The organism is Streptomyces smyrnaeus (assembly GCF_017676345.1).
Classification (GTDB): Bacteria; Actinomycetota; Actinomycetes; order Streptomycetales; family Streptomycetaceae; genus Streptomyces; species Streptomyces smyrnaeus.
In genome coordinates, this window is record NZ_JAFFZM010000002.1 from 278,549 (window position 1) to 296,706 (window position 18,158).

Sequence of the window (18,158 nt, forward strand, 5' to 3'; positions counted from 1 at the left end):
TGAGTTGCACGGACGTCCTCGGGGCCGCCGACGATGTGGTTCATCGCGTAGCTGAAGGCGATGCCGTGTTCGGGGTCGACGAAGGCGAGGGAGCCGCCGAGAAGAGCGACGGGGGGGCCTTCTGGTGCAAGGTGCCTGAACTGGCCCAGACACAAACAAGACCCAGGTCGCTGACCTGGGTCTTCGTCGTGGAGCGGGCGACGGGAATCGAACCCGCGCTCTGAGCTTGGGAATCACCGTACGTATTGGGTTAGTTTACGTTCTGACCTGCATGGATGGACTGCCTACCCGGCTTAGAGCCTTCCGCTGGTGGCCCGTGTTGACCGCGGTTTACCGCCCCTTCTGGTGCCCATCTGGTGCGGTAGTCGTGTGACGGACACGACGGCTGTGCCACACCGTTCCCCATGAAGCCACCGCTCCCCGCCGAAAACCTGTGGCCTTCCGTATGAAGCTATCGTTGCCGGTCGAGTACTCCAGGCAGCCCCGCGATTCGCTTTTCTGTAGGGGACATCGACCTCTTCGTCCCGAAGCACCTCGAGCAGGGGGTTGCACCTTTGCCGCGACCACGCCGCGGAGGTGACCCAGGCACACGAAGTGAGCACTTGGACCGCGTGATCCCGCGAAGTCAGCGCCTCACGTCTATGCCGTTGAGGTACTCCATGCGGAGCGTGTTGACTTCGTAGCGATAAGTCGCCAGGAACTCTCGAAGGGTCACGAGCTTCCCGCCGTGGGTGTTGAGCTGCCAGGCCATGGAGAACTCTGGGTCATTGGACGAGTAGCGGGCCGCCTGCCCGTCCTCGACCAGCCAGAGTCCGCGTTCGTCTTCTGGCGCTGGCGGCCCAGGGTGGTCGCTGATGATCTCAAGCATCATGTAGCGCAGCCCCAGGCGGCGAACCAGATCCAGATCGCTGATCCAGGTGGTACCGCCGTATCGAGTTGTCATCCAGCTCACCGGATCGCGGTACACCTCGTGGACGTAGTGGTGGAAGCCGGGTGCACCCCCGGTGCTGTTCGCACACAGCTTTCCCTGGGCGACGGAGCGGCTGCCGTCGGGGAAGCGGGCGACGGCTTTGATTCGTGGTTCCCACTGGGCGAGGTCATCCGGCCATCCGTAGATGACGGTCTGAATCAGGTCGCAGGGGTTGTAAATCCACAAGACGACGTCGATGTCGCCTGGTTGCTCGGCAACTCGCTCCAGCCACGCCCGGACGAGCATCTCCCACTCGGGGTTGCCACCGAGGCTGGTCATGGCCTGGCCTACAAAAGAGCGCCACCGGCTGGTGATCCGGGGATTGGCGGAGCCGATGTATTTGAAGTGCCCATCCCCGTGATCATGACCAAGCAGCATCTGCAGCCAGTCGCGTTCCTCGTACGCCCCGTTGTCCGGGGCAAACGCTCCAGTGCCCCGGTACCCAGTGATCTCCCAATTGGGATTGCCTAGAAGAGTGCCCAGCACCCCCGGATAAGCCGAGTTGACTTCGACGCAGCGAACGCGCGCGTTGATTGCGCTCAGCGCCTCGTACTCGGCCGGGTGCTCCGAACCGTACCCGTCTACATCCGGGGAGTCCGACAACGCGCTCCCCCACTCCACGGTGCCGATACCCAGGTACAGACCGTAGTGCGCGATGACGCTGTCCTTGGCGGGGACGCGTTCGAAGTCGGCAGCGAGGAGGTTAGGCGCGCCGATCTCGGAAGCGATCTGCCGTATGTGCTTCCATCCTCGGTCTCGGTCTTGAGGGCTCGCGTAGAGGTAGATGCCATGCACCGGCGTGATGTACTGCTCAGGCGACGGTGGAAGCAGCGCGACGCGCTCAGCGCTGAGCGTCCGATTGTCATACACCTGGAGTTCGTAACCGCGAAGGTCATGGTTCCAGTCACGGGCCATGTTGCTCACCGGCACGAGTAGTTCGCGCCAGTCGGTCGACACGATGAGGGCGCGGATGCGGTCAGGCGCGAGCTGCTTGTCGCGCTGGAGCAGCTCTGCGTACTTCGCGACCTCGTGCAACGCCTCACGCGATGTGGACGCAGCACGCTTCAACTCGATGATCACCCACAGGCCGTGTCGGTCTCGAGCAAGGATGTCGATCCAGCCCCTCGTACGGAGCCGCGGGTCGCTCAGCGCAAACTCGCATCGGACGAGGGTCAGCCCTGGTTCGAGAACGTCCAATTGCTCCGCCAAGAGGTCCCGGAGCTCACGTTCGAGTAGCGCGGTCATGAGGGAAGACAGTAGCGATGCCGGCTGACATAGGCCCAGGCGGCAGGAACCCTGCTCGCTCCTCTGGCGCTGCGCCGTCACCGAACCAATGGCTCTACCCAGAATGACGATGCCGCAGCGTCCACGACGAGCGAGGGACTCACCGTGCATGAGCACGGCCGCAGTGTCTTAGTCCGTCCGCGACCGCCAGTGAAGACGGCTGGCTTCCGATCGTTTTGCCCGGCGTCACTGTGAGCAGGGCAAGTCGGCCTTCACGATGGAGGTGGCAGCTGCGGGGAGTCTTCCCGAAGTCGACAGCCTAGAAGTACGGGAAGAACGCTCGACGCCCGCCATCTCCGCCCGGCCTGGCTCCGCCCGCAAGGTGCTCGCCCGTCGGCGCCGCTACGTGCTCGAGAGAACAGGCAAGCTCCGGGCCGTTGGCCTGAGGCTCTGCGCTGGAGCGGGCGACGGGAATCGAACCCGCGCTCTGAGCTTGGGAATCACGGGGCGGTGGTGCTGAGTTGGGCTTCTGGCCTGCGTGCTTCAGGTCGGCGGGTCTTCACGGTTGGCCTCCATGTTGCCGTAGTTGACCGGGGCTGACCGCCCGTTCTGGCACGCGTATGACACGCGGACTTGACGACATCATTGCGAACTACTGGCGGGGGTGGTTGGTGGCATCGACCCTGCGACTCCGTCACGCTCCATACTCACGCAACAAGTTGATCATATTGCGAATCTTCTGGATGGTGTCATCCGGGAGAGGATCTGGATTGAAGTGCATCAAGTCGTTCCTGATGACACGAATCTCGCCGAGGCGCTTGCCAAAGACCGTGCGGTCGAGCGGCCAGCCGAGTTTCTCCCACAGGGTGGGGTTTTCCAGAACGCGCTGGTAATCACCGATCGACAGATCATCAAATGAACTGATACCGCGCTGGCCTTGTCGGTCGCATTGGTCTTGCACTTCGGTTAGCTCGAATTTTCGCATGATGATCCGGCGAAGACGTTGGTCCAGTTCGCCGATCAGGAAGAATGGGCTAGCGAGCGAGCCGTACGCCGCCGCTACGTCGCTGGCTGTGACGATACCTGCGATCTTCTGTGTCTGATCCCTCACGAGAACGAATTCGAATTCTGCCAGGGCTGGCAGGATGTCGATGAGATCGTGGCCGTAGGGGACTTCATGTGCGGGAACGATCGCGTCAGAGAAGCCTGCATCAGGCTTGGCATGCCGAGCGCGAGCGATGGACTTCCAGGAGACTGCGCCCCGGAGATTCCTGCCGCTGATAACAGGAAGTTGCGAATAGTCGTTTATGACCATCAGTGTGATGGCCTGCTCGTATGTTGCGTCAGGTGGGACGCTGACGACTTCGGAGAGCGCAGACGGAAGGTTGCCCACTGTCAGCCCTGTCTCCGGCTCGTCTTCATCATCGAGAGCAGGATTCTCGGCAGTGAGCTGGCTCGGCGATGCGTCCTCGCCGGCGCCGCCCTCCTCGCTTGGGGCGGTGGTGATGAGCTGCACCGTTGAGTCGAAGTGGACTTTCTCGAAGCTTGGAAGGGTGGTGAGGCTGTGGTTGGCAAGCTCCGCTTCGATCTGTTTGGTGATCAGGTATCCGCGCCGAAGTGCGCCCCACCATCCGACGAACTCGCGAACGGTAAGAGTCTGAGGCATTCCTGCGTCCGCCAGCTCACGGGCGCGCTTGAGCTGTGCATGTCGCCCGGCTGGAGTGAACAGCTCGTTCCCAACCTCTGCTTCACTCGGCGTCTCCGCGGCTTGCTTGGCGGCTTCGTCGAGTAGCTGCTGGCGTAGTTGATCTAGAGTTCTGCCGTCATCGAGCGTCCAGGCGTGCCAGCCATCGAATGATCCTCCCCCAACAGCTGCGATTGCAGCGCGCGATGGCGACCGAAAGAGCTGGCCGTCGGACAGTCGCACCTTCCCGTTCGTCGCCACTTCCGCGTGGTGCTTCTCGCCCATGCGAGGGCGTTCGAACTTCAGCTTGGCTCCCAGCTTGAGGTAGCCAGCTTCCAGCAGGTCGCCGACTGTCACTCGGCGTCCTTCCAGTAGATACGACTCCCGACCCATCTGCCCCACCTCGCCCTAGCTGAACCTCTAGGTGCACCCTTGTGTACTGTCCGTGACCCATCATCGCGCATGTGCCGCTGATGAGTTCGGAGCATGTGCCGACAGGCGTCCCTGATGAACGATGACAGCCGGGGCCGCGTGGTGCAGTCCAGGCGCTGGCCACGAGGCGGAACGGGTGTTCTCTGCATTGGCCTACAGCAAGCGGGCTGGCGCTCAACCGCCTTCGAGTTCGGTAGGGCCTCTGCCTCTGGCGGCCGCGGCGCCCGCTTGAGCTCCAACAGACGCTCGATGCGGCTGGCGTTCGCCGTCGTCGATGTCAGCTGTGGATGTCACGGTGTGCTCTGTCGCGTTGGTCCGGAGAGTCTTACAGTCCGAGGCATGGGAGGACTCGGTGCATTCTTAAAGAAGCAATGGGGCGTGGTGATCCTCGTGCTCGGGATCCTGGCCTGGGCTGCGGACGTGATTGGGCCGCAGGTACTCATCCTGGTCGCCGTCGTGTCGGTCTTCTACTTCTTATTGGCTGCTCCGCTCAGATGCATTGCCCTGGGGCGACAGGGACGATGCCGGAACAATGCCCAGGGACTCCTGCGGGGGTGCTGGATCCGAGAGCACAAGTGGCAGGGGTTGAAGGCGCTCCGTGGAGCGGAGGGGGAGTCGCAGGGCCCTCGCACTGCGCTCATGCAGGATAGGCAGCAGATGAGCGCATCCCTGGGTGTCGCGGTGGGGGTGCTGTCGGCGATCGTTGCGTGTGCGGACTTCATCTTTAAATGATCTTGAGCATCGTTGGGGTGGCTACATCATCTGGGATCAAGCCCACCGTCTCAGCGCAGTTTGCAGCGGAAGCGGCTCCTGATCAGGCAGACTGGCTGGGAGCCGTTTGCGTAGCAACATTGCCTCGACAGTCCGGGAGTCCCCGCTGATTCCCGGGCGATCGGGCACGAGGGGGTATGCCGTGGACTGGAGTGCGATCGCCACACTCGTAGTCGGTATGGCTGGACTGGGCGGCATTCTGCTGCAACGCCGGTACAACCGGGCGCAAGGTCGGGATCGAGCTAAGGCTGACCTTGAACTCTTGGCCCTCTTACCAGCGGACAGTGAAATTCGCGACGATTTGCGCGCCCATATCGACGAAACCATTCGTCACGTTATTCAGGTTGAGGATTCTGAAAGACGTGATCCGTACGGCATTTTCCTTGCGATTCTCTTCCTGATCGCGGGTGGAGGGCTGTTCTGGCTTTACGCGGTCAGGGGTGCATGGTGGCTGGCCGTCGCAGCTGGGTTCTTTGTGTTCTTCGGGCTCGTGGGCCTAAACCTCGATGGGATGCGTAGGCAAAGAGATGAGCGCGGGAACGCGATCTAGATCTCTGATGGATGTGTTTCGAGGCCAGGTCGTGCAGCGTCTCTGTACTCGAGCCGCCTTGGCACCAGAGAGCGGGGCCCATACGTTCTCCGGCGGATCGAGTTGGCTCCTCGCCTGCCCGCAGTGCCCGAGCCTTGCTCTTCGAGTGCCACTGATACCTCAAGGTGGGAAAGTTAGCCACGACGGTGGGAAAGTTTCCCGATCACCTGTATGTGTGCCCCCAACCACCCACCGTCATTAGCCACGTTTCCAGGCTTCTGGTCTTTGACCCGCAGACGCCTTCGCGCAGCCTCGGCCGACCAACTGACGATGGCGGGACCGGCCAGCAGACCGCGACGAGACCGGGGCGCCGCGCCACGAGCCTTTCCGGCGTGGCGCACATGGTCACGCTGGTACTGGCGCGTGACCGCTGGTCGCACGAGTCGTGCGCGCCGACGCGATCTGTAGCTCTTACAGGGGAAGCGGGTCACTGTTCCAGGCTGCGCGCTGAGTGGGCCGGGGGCGTCGCGAGCGGGGCGGAGACAGGAGCGGGCGGCGGCCACGGGCCGCCAGCGCGCGCGGCCCGCGTCAGCGGGCCGCCTTGAAGTCGTAGAGAAAGTTGTTACGCACGCGCCTGGCGAGCTGGCGGGCAGGCTATCGGGCTGACTGTCCAAGTCGCTGCTGTGGTGCGCTGTTTGAGGGTGAGCGTGTGGCGCTTGCCCTGTTCGAGTTCGCAGGCTGCTGCTGGCTGGCCGTGGTCGAGCCAGGCACGGGCCTCTCGGTAGGGCTCTTCGTCCAGCGTCATGGCGATCATCATGAGGCTGATGCGGACCCAGCGCAGGGCTTCGCGGGGGCTGTGGGCGCCGTAGGTGCCGAGTCGGCGTTCGTTGACGTAGCACTCGCAGTAGTAGACCCACGTTGTGGGAAGCGGCTGGGCAGTCATGGCGTCGGCCTCCGTGCCGGCAGTGCCGTGTGTCCGCCTGGCGGTGCGAGTCGGGTCGATTCGTTCGCCTCGTCGGCCATCTCGACGGTGACTGTCCGGCCGTAGTCGTCTCCGCTGACGCGTACGCGGCTGGCCAGTGCTGTCACGAGGCTGAGGCCCCGGCCGTGGGTGTCGTCCTCGTCCGGTGTCTCGACGTGAGGCTTTGTCGTACTGCCGCCGGTGTCCGTGACCGCCAGGAGGACGGTGCCGAGTGAACGGTGCAGGGTGACGTGGAAGCTCCCGTTGGGGCTGCCGCTCGCCGAGTGCATCAGCGCGTTGGAGCCCAGCTCGCTCACGATCAGTGCGGCGTCGTCGGCGTGGGGGCTGTCGCGCAGGACGTCACGGGTCCAGCGGCGGGCCCGGCCGACCTCTTCGGGGAGTCCTGGGCAGGTGAGTTCCCAGATCCGCCAGTCACTCATATACTCGTGCATACAAGTTCCTCCATGCTGGTGGCCGCTATGGGTAGTGGAAGTGTTCTAGATGAGTCGCACGCCGTCGTGCGCCCGGATGGCCGGCGGGGATGCCCCGTCGAGTGCATCCAGGACGCGGACCGCGTATGCCTCGTCGGCGAGCTGGGTGACCTCTTCGCGGGTGGCCCAGCGAAGGGCGTAGGTCTCCTCCCCGGTGGTCGGGGAGCCGTCTACTGCTTCGCAGCGGAAGACCATGGAGACGATCAGGCCGGTCATGTTCTTGTAGATGCCCGTGAGGGTCGCCGGGAGGGCGATCTTCATGCCGGTCTCTTCGAGGACCTCGCGCTGGAGCGCGTCGGGGATGGTCTCCCCGGGTTCCAGGACGCCGCCGGGTGGCTCCCACTGGCCGTTGTCGCGGCGCTGGATGAGCAGCGCTCGGCCCGCGTCGTCAACGATGACCCCTGCGACGCTCACGGAGTGGGGGCGCTCTACCGTGCTCACGTTCCTCGGTCCCCTCAGATGGCTAGGCTTCTCCACCGTAGCAACAGAACTCAGTAGCTCGTCTAGATATTCAAAGGAGTACCCGTTATGGCTGCACTGTCCTCCGGTGTTCTCGGGGCGCTCGACCCGACCAGTGATCGCGCCGTCTTCCGGCAGATCGCCGACCAGATCCGGGAAGCCATCGACAAGGGGCGCTTCAAGGAGGGCGCCAAGCTGCCGTCCGAAGCGGAGCTGGTCGAGCACTTCGGGGTCTCCCGGATGACCGTGCGCAACGCACTCTCGATCCTCCAGAGTGAGGGGCTGGTCTCCTCCGAGCACGGTAAAGGCGTCTTCGTGCGACCACGGCCCCCGGTTAGGCGTCTTGCCTCGGACCGGTTCGCACGGCGGCATCGCGATCAGGGCAAGTCGGCCTTCACCGTCGAAGCGGAAGCCGCGGGAAGCAAGCCCGAGGTCGACAGCCTGGAGGTACGGGAGGAGAAGCCGGCACCGGACATCTCCGCGCGCCTCGGCTCGCCCCGCAAGGTCCTCGCCCGGCGGCGCCGCTATCTCCTCGACGGACGGCCCGTCGAGTTCGCCGTCTCGTACCTGCCCCTGGACCTGGCGCGCGGTACGCAGATCGCCGAACCCAACCCCGGACCCGGCGGCATCTACGCCCGGCTGGCAGAGCTGGGGCACCGCCTGGACCACTTCGACGAAGAAGTCCGCGCCCGGATGCCTTCCCCGGCCGAGGTCAAGATGCTCCGCCTCTCCTCCGGCGTCCCCGTGATCAGCCTGATCCGCACCGCCTACGACACCGAGGGCCGCGCGGTCGAGGTCTGCGACACCGTCATGGCCGCCGACGCCTACGTCCTCGCCTACCAACTCCCCGCCAACTAGGGCATGTCGGGCCCGTGATGACGGCGCTGGGTCGTTTCTCGCGGACTCGTACACACCGAGAGGCATACTCATATAGACGAGTGGGCAAGACGTGTGGCAGAGTATCCGCATCCCAACAAGCACATCCGGGGCGAACCATCCGTGACCTTGTCTAGACGACTAGCTCTCATTGCTCCGGCGTACGGACAAGGAGAAACGACCTTGCGCACCATTCGAGTTGAGACCACTTCCGCAACCATCCTTCTGACCGAGGCGCCCGCGCCCAAGGTCCGGGACCGGCAGACCGGGGAAGTCGCCAAGGACGCAGTGAGCGGCGAGACGCTGATGAAGGTCGGCGTCGTCTACATCGATGAAGGTGAGTCCTCGCTGATCCACGTGACCGTTCCCGAGAGCGGCGTGACGGACGGGCTCGCCCTCGGTTCCCCGGTCTCCCTGCCGGGTCTGGTGGCTCGGCCGTGGGACTCGGTGTTCAACGGGCAGCAGCGGCACGGCATCGCCTACCGCGCCGCCGCCGTCGCCCCGGGTGCCGTTCCGGCGGGTGTGGGGGCCTGACCGTGTCCGAGCTGATGACGCTGATGGAGGTAGGGCGGTCCCGCGGCCGGTCTGGGTGCCGGTGCCGCCTACCTCCGGGCCCGGCACCCGGCCGCCTACTGGTCGACGGTGGGCATGCCTGCTTCGGCTGCACGCCTGGTGGGCTCGTACGGGTCGGTCATGGATTCGTGCGGGCTGACGGTGCCGCCTTCCCGTCTGCGGGCGTTGGCTGTGCGGGCTGCGACTCGTCGTGAGGTGCGGCCGGTGCCTCCTCGTCGGGGCCTGCTGCGGCCGACCTCGACCGGCCTGCGGATACGTCTGCGGCTCGCGCCGGGGCAGGAGCCGGCCGACATAGCTGCCTCTGCTGAGCGGCTGCGGCATGCCTGGGGCGTTCATGGCGTCTATGTCGAGCCGGTCATGCCCGGTGTGGTCGAGTTGCGGCTGGTCGGCTTCGACGTCCTGCGACGCGCACGGATGCCGCGTAAGGCGGGCGGTGGGTTCCTGCGGGTGCCGGTGGCGCTGCGGGAGGACGCAACCGCCTTCGTCCGCGACTACCGCGCCATTCCGCATGAACTGGTGCTCGGCGCCACGCTGTCGGGAAAGTCGATGTACCTGCGGCACCTGATCACCGGCCTTGCCGGAATGCCGGTCGCGTTGGCCGGTATCGACTGCAAGCGGGGGGTCGAGCTGGCGCCCTTCGCTCCTCGGCTGTCCGCGTTGGCGACCGAACCGGCTGAGGCTGCCGAACTGTTGCCCGTCCTCGTCCGGGAGATGGAGGACCGATACGACCTCATCCGGGCTCGCCAGGGGATCGCCCCGTCTACGCCCAACGAGGAGATCACCTCGGACGTGTGGGGCCTGCCCGAGAGCGAACGGCCGGTGTCGATCGTGCTGTTCGTCGACGAGGTCGCGGAACTGTTTCTCGTCGCCAGCAGGAAGGATGAGGAACGTCGGGACGAGATGGTCACCCAGCTCATCCGGCTCGCCCAGCTCGGCCGCGCCGCCGGGATCTACCTGGAGGTGTGCGGGCAACGCTTCGGGGCCGAACTGGGCAAGGGCGCAACGATGTTGCGAGCCCAGCTCTCCGGCCGCGTATGCCACCGCGTGAACGACGAACCCTCGGCCAAGATGGCTCTCGGCGATATCGCCACCGAAGCAGTCGGCGCCGCCTGCACAATCGCCCCCGAACGCCCCGGGCTGGCCGTCGTCGGCGACACCTCCGGCGGCTGGTTCCGCATCCGCACCCCGTATCTCTCCCTGGCCGACGCTGCCGCTCGCTGTGAGCGCACCGCGCACCTGGTGCCCGAACTGCCCGCGCTCAAGCCGTTCCGGCCCACCGCTACCGCCTGACCTCACCGCTCTCCGATTCGGCCGGCGCGTCCGTCTCGCGCCAACTCCCTACCCCTCCCATGCCGAAAACAGAAAGGAGGTGCCACCCATGCGCGCCCGACTCTCCCGCGTAGACGCCGTGCTCGTGGAGGCCGTCATCGCTGCCGCGCTGTCCTTCGCCCACCTGCACGACCTGGCCTCGGCCGCTGGACAGGACGGCTGGAAGGCGTGGGCCTACCCGGTCTCGGTCGATCTGCTGTTGGTCGCTGCCTGGCGTCGGCTGCGCTCCGGGCGGGACCGCGCTGCGGGCTGGTGCTGGTTCCTCGTCGCCCTCGCCGCCTCCCTGGGCGCCAACGTCGCCACGGCCGGACTCCTCGACCTGGGCGACGTTCCCGACTGGCTGCGCATCCTCGTCGCCGGTTGGCCTGCGCTGGCCTTCCTCGGCGGAACGCTCCTCGCCCACAGCAACGAGACACCGGCGCGGAAGACAGCTGACGAACCCGAGGCCGAACCCGCTGTCGAGTCATCGCCTTCTGCTGCCTAGACGACGCCCGCGGAGCCGCGCACCCCGGTACCGGCTGCCCTCATCCAGCACGCCCGCAAGATCGCCGACGCCCACCAGTCGCGCACCGGCACCCCCATCGACACCGCCACGCTCCGCGCTCGCCTCGGCGTCCCTGAACCCCTCGCCGACCAGATCGCAGCCCAGCTCACCTGACCGAACAGGAGAACCCGCCATGCCGCTCAATCGCCGCTTCCGCTCCGTGATCCGCATCGGCCCCGTGCAGGTCGGCACCGCCAACGACGGCCGTGGCCGGGAGAAACACACCGCCGCCTGTACCGCCCCGCGCTGCGGCTTCTCCGCTGACTACGACTCGCGCGCCGCCGCCGAGCTGGCCGCACGCACCCACCGCTGCCCCGTCCGCTGAAGGAGAGCTTCCCGTGACCTTGAACCTGCCCCTGGTCGTCGTTCTGGGCCTGCTGGTGTGGGGCGCCGTGAAGTTCCTCGGCGTCCGCGTCTGGCTCGTCGTCGTGATCGCCCTGTTCGGCTTCTACCTCGCCGACACCTTCCTCGCCCCCGCCATCGACAACGGCACCCGCACCGGAGTCGAGACCGTCAACGGCAACGACGACTGAAAGGAAAGCAATCGATGTTCCTGCGCCCCCAGCTCCCCCAGACACCCACCCCGAACCTGCCGACGACTGCCCAGCACGCGCACGTTCCTGCTTGCGACTGCCAGCACTCCGCACCTGTCACCACGCCGCCGCAGCGCTCGCTGCCCTCGGTCAGCTCGGGGGCCGTTGCGGCCGTGGTTGTCGGTGGTGTGGTCGTCGTCGCGCTCTTGGCCGCTGTCGCCGTGACAGCCGTTTCCGTTGCCGTGGCCGCGCTGGTCCTGCGCTCGCTCCTCGGCTCCCGCAGCGGCGGCGTTCACCACCGCTGAGTGGCCACCGGGGCGGCCTCGATACCGCCAAGCATCCACCGCCCCGGCAGCCCGGCCCCTTCCCGCACTCGTAAGTCAGAGAAGGAGAAGCACCATCATCGCGCGCACCACCCCCGCCCCGCTCGCAGAGCTGGCAAACCTCGCCGCAACCGGCACCCTGCCCGGTATCCTCCGCCAGCTCTCCGGCCTGGGCGGCTGCACCCACCCCATCCGCCTGACCGGCCACCGCACCCAACACCGAGTAGACACCACCACCGGCGAAATCGGCCCCGCCCTGCGCCGCCTCAACTCCAACGACCTGCCCGCCGGTGACCTCCTGGTCCGCTGCGGCAACCGCCGTAACACTCGCTGCCCGGCCTGCGCCGAGACATACCGCCGCGACACCTTCCACCTCATTACCGCTGGTCTGCGCGGCGGCAAAGGCACTCCGGAAGAGGTCACGATGCATCCGCGTGTCTTCGCGACCTTCACGGCGCCGAGCTTCGGCCCGGTCCACAACCGGCCCGGCACCCGCCCCTGCCGCTGCGGACGCCGCCACGCCGCCGATGATTCGGCACTGGGTACGCCGCTGGACCCGGAACGGTACGACTACGAATCCGCGGTGCTCTGGAACGCCCACGCGGGCATGCTCTGGCGCCGCTTCACGATCCACCTCCGACGCGAGATCGCACGCCGCGCGGGCCTGACCCAACGGGAGCTGCCGGAGCGTGCCCGGGTGTCCTTCGCGAAGGTCGCGGAGTACCAGAAGCGCGGAGTGGTGCACTTCCATGCCGTCATCCGCCTCGACGGCCCGGCCGGTGGCGAGTCCCGCCCCCCGCACTGGGCGTCCGTCGAGCTGCTGACCGACGCCATCCGCGCCGCCGCCTCCCGGGCGGTCGTGCCCGGTCCGAGCCTCGACGGCCACACGCACACGTTCGCCTTCGGCCGCCAGCTCGACATCCGCACCATCCACGGCCCCGCCCTCGACGGCGGCCAGACCCTGACTGACCGCGCCGTTGCTGCCTACATCGCCAAGTACGCCACCAAGGGCGCGGAGACAGCGACGGGCACTCTGGACCGCCGCCTGCGCTTCATCGCCGAGCTGGCAACCCTCAACCTGCCCCCGCACGCCGAACGCCTCATCCGCACCGCCTGGGCCCTCGGCGCCCGCAAACACCTTGCACACCTCCGCCTACGCGCCTGGGCACACATGCTCGGCTTCCGGGGCCACTTCTCCACCAAAACCCGCCGCTACTCCACCACCCTCGGCGCCCTCCGCACCGCCCGCGCGGAGTGGCAACGCCTCCAAGCGGCCATCGCACGCGGAGACAACCCACACCCTGTGGACGACGCAGACGAGACGACGACGCTCGTCCTCGCCCACTGGATCTACGCCGGAACTGGCCTCACCCCAACCGAGCAATGGCTGTCCGCCTCCCTCGCGGACACCTCCAACACCCACACTCTGGAAGGAGACGACGCCCGATGACGGACCGGTACCTCAGCGTCGATCAGGTCGCTGAAGTCCTCGGCACCACACCGCGCTTCCCGCGCCGTCTCATCGCGGAACGCCGCATCACCTTCGTCAAGGTCGGCCGTCACGTCCGCATCCCGGAGAGCGCGCTGGCCGCGTACATCGAAGCGCACACAGTCCAGCCGCTCCGTCCCCGACGTTCTCGCTACCGGAAGGCTGCCTGATGGGGAACAAGAAGGGTTCTCGTCGCCGCTTCGGTGCCGTCCGTCAGTACCGGTCGGGGCGCTGGACCGCGAGCTACCTGGACCAGTCCGGGCAGGAGCACAGGGCACCGCAGACCTTCGCGACGAAGAAGGAGGCGGAAATCTGGCTCTCGCAGATCGAAGCGGACCTGACTCGGGGCGACTGGCGCGACCCGGACGCCGGGGCGGTGAACTTCGAGGAGTACGCCCTCGAATGGCTCGACCAAAGGGACCTCGCGCCCACCACTGAGGAGCTGTACCGGCGGCTGCTCCGCCTGCACCTCCTCCCGACCTTCGAGGCGTACGACCTGGACGAGATCACCCCGCCCCGCGTCCGCGCCTGGCGAACGGAACGGCTCAAGACGACCGGCGCCAAGACCACGGTGGCCAAGTCCTACCGGCTGCTGAAGGCCATCATGGAGACGGCCGTCGATGACGAACTGATCCGCCGCAACCGTGCCGCATCAAGGGAGCGGGGAAGGAGAGGGCAGCCGAACGGCGCGTCGCCACCGTCGCCCAGGTGGACGCCATTGCGGACGCCATGGGGCCGCGCTGGCGCCTCATGGTCTACATCGCCGCGTACGGTCCGGCGCGGCCGGAGGAACAGGCCGCACTGCGCCGTCCGGATGTGGACCTCGATCGGGTCGGCGTCTGGATTCGGACCGCTGAGCCTGAGCTGTGCACCGGCCACCGTGCGCCCGGCGAGACCAAGTCAGAGGCCGGGAAGCGGTTCCTCGTCTTCCCCGGCTTCATGAAGAAGGACCTCGAACGGCATCTCGCCTGGTTCGCCGAGAAGGAGCCAGACGGGCTTCTGTTCGTGGGGGAGCGGGGTGGTGCGTTCCGCCGTTCCACCTTCGGGCGGAAGTGGCGTAAGGCGCGGAAGAAGGCCGGGCTCCCGGACGACTTCCGGTTCTACGACCTTCGTCACACCGGGCACACCCTGTCCACTCGTTCCGGGGCCACCCTCAAGGACACGATGGTCCGAGCCGGCCAGTCGTCCGAGCGGGCCGCGCTGATCTATCAGCACTCCGACGACGACCGTCAGACCGAGGTCGCCGCCGGGCTGGACAAGCTGGTGCGTGCCGAGCGGCAGAAGGCCACCAGCAAAGACGCCAACGACGGCACCTACGACGGCGAGCCGCCTTCTGGTGCGCATCTGGTGCAAGGTGCCTGAACTGGTCCAGACAACAAACAACCCCCGGGCCGCTGGCCTGGGGGTTCACATTGGAGCGGGCGACGGGAATCGAACCCGCGCTCTGAGCTTGGGAAGCTCATGTTCTACCATTAAACTACGCCCGCGAGGAGCCGAGGGTGGGGTGGCTCGTCGTCGGACACTCTACCTCATGGGAGACCCTGGCCGCATATGGCCTGGGTCTTTTTGCTGTTTCCGGGGGCGTTCGGGGGTGGCGGGCAAGCGAGTTGGGGGGCGTACGGTGGGGGCGGAGTGCCGGGCGTCGGGGCGTCTGACTCATCCCCTAACGTGGCTTTTGTCGTCCACGCATCCACGTGACTGGGGAGAGGGAAGCGATGGAAACCACCGTCGTCCGGTGTGCCGAGGGGCACGTGTTCAGCACCTCGACGTTCCCGATGCAGCAGCTCGGATCCTCCCGGATCGGGCCCGGGCGGCTGTTGCGCTGTCCCCGGTGCGGCAGGCTGCGGCAGGCGGTGCCCGTGGGGCGGCAGCGGAAGGGTTGATCGACGGGGAGTGAGCGGGCGTATCCGCCGGGCGTCCCTTCGTGGAGTCCTCATCGTCGCGGGGCCGGTCCGATTGGGCCGGCCCCGCTTCGTGCGCGTAGTCTCGGCCCGTGCTTCTCTCAGACAAGGACATCCGGGCCGAGATCGATGCCGGTCGGGTGCGGATCGATCCCTACGATCCGGCCATGGTGCAGCCTTCCAGTATTGATGTACGGCTGGACCGGTATTTCCGGGTGTTCGAGAACCACCGGTACCCGCACATCGACCCCGCCGTGGAGCAGGCGGATCTGACGCGGCTGATCGAGGCCGAGGGCGACGATCCGTTCATCCTGCACCCCGGGGAGTTCGTGCTGGCGTCCACGTACGAGGTTGTCTCGCTGCCGGAGGATGTGGCCTCGCGGCTGGAGGGGAAGAGCTCGCTGGGGCGGCTGGGGTTGCTGACGCATTCGACTGCCGGCTTCATCGACCCGGGGTTCTCCGGACATGTGACTCTCGAACTGTCGAACGTCGCGACGCTGCCCATGAAGCTGTGGCCCGGTATGAAGATCGGCCAGCTGTGCATGTTCCGGCTGACGTCCCCCGCGGAGTTTCCGTACGGGTCGGCGCAGTACGGCTCCCGCTACCAGAACCAGCGCGGGCCCACGCCGTCCCGTTCGTACCAGAACTTCCACCGCACCCACGTCTGAGCCGCGGAGCCGCTGAGCGGCGCGAGAGAGGACGAGAGGGCGGCGGGAGAGAAAGATGAGAGAGAGCGAAGAGGGCTGCCGGTGAGTGACGTGAGTGACGAGCGCGAGAATCTGACGTACAGCCTCTTCGGGCAGGCCATCCGGGAGCTGGCGCAGCGGGTGGCCGACGACGGATACGAGCCGGACATCATCCTCTCGATCGCCCGGGGCGGCCTCTTCGTGGCGGGTGGGCTCGGTTACGCGCTCGACGTGAAGAACCTGCATGTGATGAATGTGGAGTTCTACACCGGCGTGGGGGAGACCCTCGCCATGCCGGTGATGCTGCCTCCCGTGCCCAATGTCGTCGACCTGAGCCGTAAGAAGGTGCTCATCGCCGACGATGTCGCCGACACCGGTAAGACGCTGAAACTGGTGCAGGACTTCTGCGCCGAGCATGTGGCCGAGGCGCGTAGTGCGGTGGTCTACGAGAAGTCGCACTCGCTGGTGAAGTGCGACTACGTCTGGAAGCGGACCGACCGGTGGATCAACTTTCCTTGGTCCGTCGAGCCGCCTGTTGTCCGCCGTGAGGGTCAGGTTCTCGACGCCTGAGAGTGGTCTCCGGGTGGTCCCGGAGCGGTACGGGCCCGGTCCGCGAGCGGGGCCGGGAGCGTCAACGCGGTGACGTGGCTGGGGTGTCGAGGTTTGAGCGCCGGGCGGCGTTCGCCGCCCGATCCCCGCACGGGTGGTTCCCTTCTCCGGTACCTGCGGGTAGGTACCGCTGGTAACAACCGTTGCCGGCCGTAGGGAGACCACCTGATGGCGCGTATGGCGCGTACGCGTACGGCGCGTACGAGATCCGCGACAGCGCTCGCGGCAGCTCTGCTCATGGTGTGTGGGGGTGCGGGTGCGGCGGCGGCCGTGCCCGGGAGCGGGGCCGGGACGAAGGCCGGGGCCGGGGCGAGGGCGGGCGGCAGTGTGAGTACGCCGCTGTCGCCGGAGCTGGAGAAGATCCGGGCCGAGGAGGCCCGCAAGCTCTACGGCAGCCCCGATGTGCGGCCCATGGCGGACCGCAAGACGAGTCTCATCTCGCTCGGTGACAGCGAGATCTCCGGCGAGGGCGTCGGCACGTACGAGCCGGGCACCGACGGGCCGGACAACTGGTGCCACAGGTCGCCCGATGCGGCTGTCCACCGTACGGGTGTGGCCGCGGATGTGACGTACAACGTCGCCTGCTCCGGCGCGAGCACCGAGAACATCCGGATCGGCGGCACCAAGCAGTACGCCGACGAACTCGTGCAGAGCGACAGCCTCGCCATCAAGGCGCGCAACACGCGGTTGAAGCAGATCATGCTCGTCGTCGGGGCCAACGACGATCTGCAGTTCGGGCCGGTGATGACCGACTGCGTCACCCGCTATCTGACGTTCCAGGGACCGTGCGAGCCGAAGTACGACCCCGGCTGGCAGGCCCGTATCGACGGGCTCGTGCCCAAGGTGGAGCGCACCGTGGGCGACCTCAGGACGGTGATGCGGGACGCCGGTTACGCCGACGGCGACTACCAGCTCGTCCTGATGGCCTACCCCAGCCCCATCGGCCCCGACATCAAGGACAACCCCAAGTTCCCCGGCAAGCTCATCGGTGGCTGTGTCGGTTACACCAGTGACGCCGCGTGGGGCCGCAACACGGCGGTGTCGAAGTTCGAGAAGGGCATCCGGCAGGCCGCAGCGCGTACCGGCGTCAGCTATCTGGACGCATCCCGCCTCTTCCACGGGCACGAGGTGTGCATGGAGAACCCCTGGGCGCGCGGGCTGTATGTGGACCTCAGCAATCCGTTCCCGCCCGACTCCAACTCCGTACGGCAGTCCTTCCACCCGAACGAACGAGGCCACGGCGCGTTCGCCACGTGCTTCACCAAGATGTACCAGGCCGGGCAGCAGGGCGTACGGGAAGCCTCCTGTGCGGACCCCGTCGGTGCCGGTCAGCCGAAGCTCTACCAGCTCGCCTGGGACGACGTCTTCAAGCCGCTGCGCAACGCGGGCACCGGCAGCTGCCTGGACGCGGACGGCGCCGCCAGCGCCGTCGGTACCGATGTGCGGGGCTGGGCCTGCGGGGCGGACAAGCGCAACCAGCAGTGGTGGTACGACGCGGAGGGCAAGGCCCTCTACGCGGGGCAGACGCACGACAGGTGCGTACAGAGTGAGGGCGGCGTCAAGGACGGTGCCGGGCTGGAGCTCGGCAACTGCTCCGGGGCCGCGGCGCAGCAGTTCGTACGCGACGGGTCGACCATTCGGCCGGCCTCGGACACGGGGTTGTGCGTGACGCTGCCCGGCGCCGAGGCACGGGCGAAGCTGGCCGCGTGCGACGGGTCGGCGGCGCAGCGGTTCGCCGGCTGAGGAGTCGGATTGCGCCGGGGCGGCCCTGGGC

The 18,158-nt window shown here is 66.8% G+C and carries 17 protein-coding genes, 1 tRNA gene and 4 pseudogenes; 16 read left to right on the plus strand and 6 right to left on the minus strand.

What is annotated here, in order from left to right; all coding sequences use genetic code 11:
• Positions 1-625: 625 nt before the first annotated feature.
• Positions 626-2,215, minus strand: coding sequence for an endonuclease NucS domain-containing protein (locus tag JW613_RS04715; protein ID WP_209209433.1), 1,590 nt, complete (start codon positions 2,213-2,215; stop codon positions 626-628).
• Between the two features lie 132 nt (positions 2,216-2,347).
• Between JW613_RS04715 and JW613_RS35575 the strand changes: the two are divergent.
• Positions 2,348-2,609 (plus strand): annotated as a pseudogene (locus JW613_RS35575) (GntR family transcriptional regulator); the annotation flags it as partial.
• 279 nt (positions 2,610-2,888) lie between these two features.
• Here the strand turns inward: JW613_RS35575 and JW613_RS04720 are convergent.
• Complete coding sequence (locus tag JW613_RS04720) at positions 2,889-4,271, minus strand: CBS domain-containing anti-phage protein (protein ID WP_245225014.1); 1,383 nt, start codon at positions 4,269-4,271, stop codon at positions 2,889-2,891.
• A 378-nt stretch (positions 4,272-4,649) separates the two neighbouring features.
• On the opposite strand from JW613_RS04720, the gene JW613_RS04725 reads away from it, so the two are divergent.
• Together JW613_RS04725 and JW613_RS04730 are read left to right on the plus strand one after the other, a co-directional pair.
• Positions 4,650-5,042 carry a hypothetical protein gene (locus tag JW613_RS04725; RefSeq protein ID WP_209209435.1) on the plus strand — a complete coding sequence of 131 codons (393 nt, stop codon included), beginning with the start codon at positions 4,650-4,652 and terminating at the stop codon, positions 5,040-5,042.
• Between the two features lie 217 nt (positions 5,043-5,259).
• Positions 5,260-5,631, plus strand: a complete 372-nt coding sequence (locus JW613_RS04730) for a hypothetical protein (RefSeq protein ID WP_209209436.1) — start codon at positions 5,260-5,262, stop codon at positions 5,629-5,631.
• Positions 5,632-6,232: 601 nt separating this feature from the next.
• On the opposite strand, the gene JW613_RS04735 is transcribed toward JW613_RS04730, so the two are convergent.
• The 3 genes from JW613_RS04735 to JW613_RS04745 are packed head-to-tail and all read right to left on the minus strand — an operon-like array spanning position 6,233 to position 7,476.
• Positions 6,233-6,553 (minus strand): hypothetical protein, encoded by a 321-nt coding sequence (locus JW613_RS04735; protein WP_209209437.1) that lies wholly within the window; start codon positions 6,551-6,553, stop codon positions 6,233-6,235.
• Complete coding sequence (locus tag JW613_RS04740; RefSeq protein WP_209209438.1) at positions 6,550-7,023, minus strand: ATP-binding protein; 474 nt, start codon at positions 7,021-7,023, stop codon at positions 6,550-6,552. Before JW613_RS04740 ends, JW613_RS04735 begins: the two co-directional genes overlap by 4 nt.
• A gap of 45 nt (positions 7,024-7,068) precedes the next feature.
• Positions 7,069-7,476 carry an NUDIX hydrolase gene (locus JW613_RS04745; protein WP_209209655.1) on the minus strand — a complete coding sequence of 136 codons (408 nt, stop codon included), beginning with the start codon at positions 7,474-7,476 and terminating at the stop codon, positions 7,069-7,071.
• A gap of 114 nt (positions 7,477-7,590) precedes the next feature.
• On the opposite strand from JW613_RS04745, the gene JW613_RS04750 reads away from it, so the two are divergent.
• From JW613_RS04750 to JW613_RS04795, 10 genes and pseudogenes are all read left to right on the plus strand, one after another.
• Positions 7,591-8,379, plus strand: a complete 789-nt coding sequence (locus JW613_RS04750) for a GntR family transcriptional regulator (RefSeq protein ID WP_209209439.1) — start codon at positions 7,591-7,593, stop codon at positions 8,377-8,379.
• A 201-nt stretch (positions 8,380-8,580) separates the two neighbouring features.
• Positions 8,581-8,931 (plus strand): SCO3933 family regulatory protein, encoded by a 351-nt coding sequence (locus JW613_RS04755; RefSeq protein WP_209209440.1) that lies wholly within the window; start codon positions 8,581-8,583, stop codon positions 8,929-8,931.
• A 2-nt stretch (positions 8,932-8,933) separates the two neighbouring features.
• Positions 8,934-10,260, plus strand: a pseudogene (locus JW613_RS04760) (FtsK/SpoIIIE domain-containing protein).
• Positions 10,261-10,348: 88 nt separating this feature from the next.
• Positions 10,349-10,957, plus strand: a pseudogene (locus JW613_RS04765) (DUF2637 domain-containing protein).
• 19 nt (positions 10,958-10,976) lie between these two features.
• Entirely contained in the window at positions 10,977-11,168 is a 192-nt protein-coding gene (locus JW613_RS04770; protein ID WP_069990545.1) for a mobile element transfer protein, read from the plus strand.
• Between the two features lie 13 nt (positions 11,169-11,181).
• Entirely contained in the window at positions 11,182-11,376 is a 195-nt protein-coding gene (locus JW613_RS04775) for a hypothetical protein (RefSeq protein ID WP_209209441.1), read from the plus strand.
• A gap of 14 nt (positions 11,377-11,390) precedes the next feature.
• Positions 11,391-11,681 (plus strand): hypothetical protein, encoded by a 291-nt coding sequence (locus tag JW613_RS04780; protein WP_209209442.1) that lies wholly within the window; start codon positions 11,391-11,393, stop codon positions 11,679-11,681.
• Between the two features lie 157 nt (positions 11,682-11,838).
• Positions 11,839-13,149, plus strand: coding sequence for a replication initiator (locus JW613_RS04785; protein WP_209209656.1), 1,311 nt, complete (start codon positions 11,839-11,841; stop codon positions 13,147-13,149).
• Positions 13,146-13,358: an excisionase family DNA-binding protein gene (locus JW613_RS04790; protein WP_209209443.1), complete on the plus strand. Its 213-nt coding sequence runs from the start codon at positions 13,146-13,148 to the stop codon at positions 13,356-13,358. Before JW613_RS04785 ends, JW613_RS04790 begins: the two co-directional genes overlap by 4 nt.
• Positions 13,358-14,550, plus strand: a pseudogene (locus tag JW613_RS04795) (tyrosine-type recombinase/integrase). The gene JW613_RS04790 and the pseudogene JW613_RS04795 overlap by 1 nt, the downstream one beginning before the upstream one ends.
• A 51-nt stretch (positions 14,551-14,601) precedes the next feature.
• Here the strand turns inward: JW613_RS04795 and JW613_RS04800 are convergent.
• Positions 14,602-14,675, minus strand: a tRNA-Gly gene (locus JW613_RS04800).
• 506 nt (positions 14,676-15,181) lie between these two features.
• Here JW613_RS04800 and dcd point away from each other — a divergent pair.
• From dcd to JW613_RS04815, 3 genes are all read left to right on the plus strand, one after another.
• The gene (dcd, locus tag JW613_RS04805) at positions 15,182-15,757 is read left to right on the plus strand and encodes a dCTP deaminase (RefSeq protein WP_099883011.1); all 576 of its coding nucleotides are present in this window, start codon (positions 15,182-15,184) and stop codon (positions 15,755-15,757) included.
• Between the two features lie 90 nt (positions 15,758-15,847).
• A complete protein-coding gene (locus JW613_RS04810) occupies positions 15,848-16,345 on the plus strand; it encodes a phosphoribosyltransferase (protein ID WP_209209657.1) in 498 nt (165 codons plus the stop codon).
• A gap of 216 nt (positions 16,346-16,561) precedes the next feature.
• Positions 16,562-18,127, plus strand: coding sequence for a ricin-type beta-trefoil lectin domain protein (locus tag JW613_RS04815; protein ID WP_245225097.1), 1,566 nt, complete (start codon positions 16,562-16,564; stop codon positions 18,125-18,127).
• Positions 18,128-18,158: the final 31 nt, after the last annotated feature.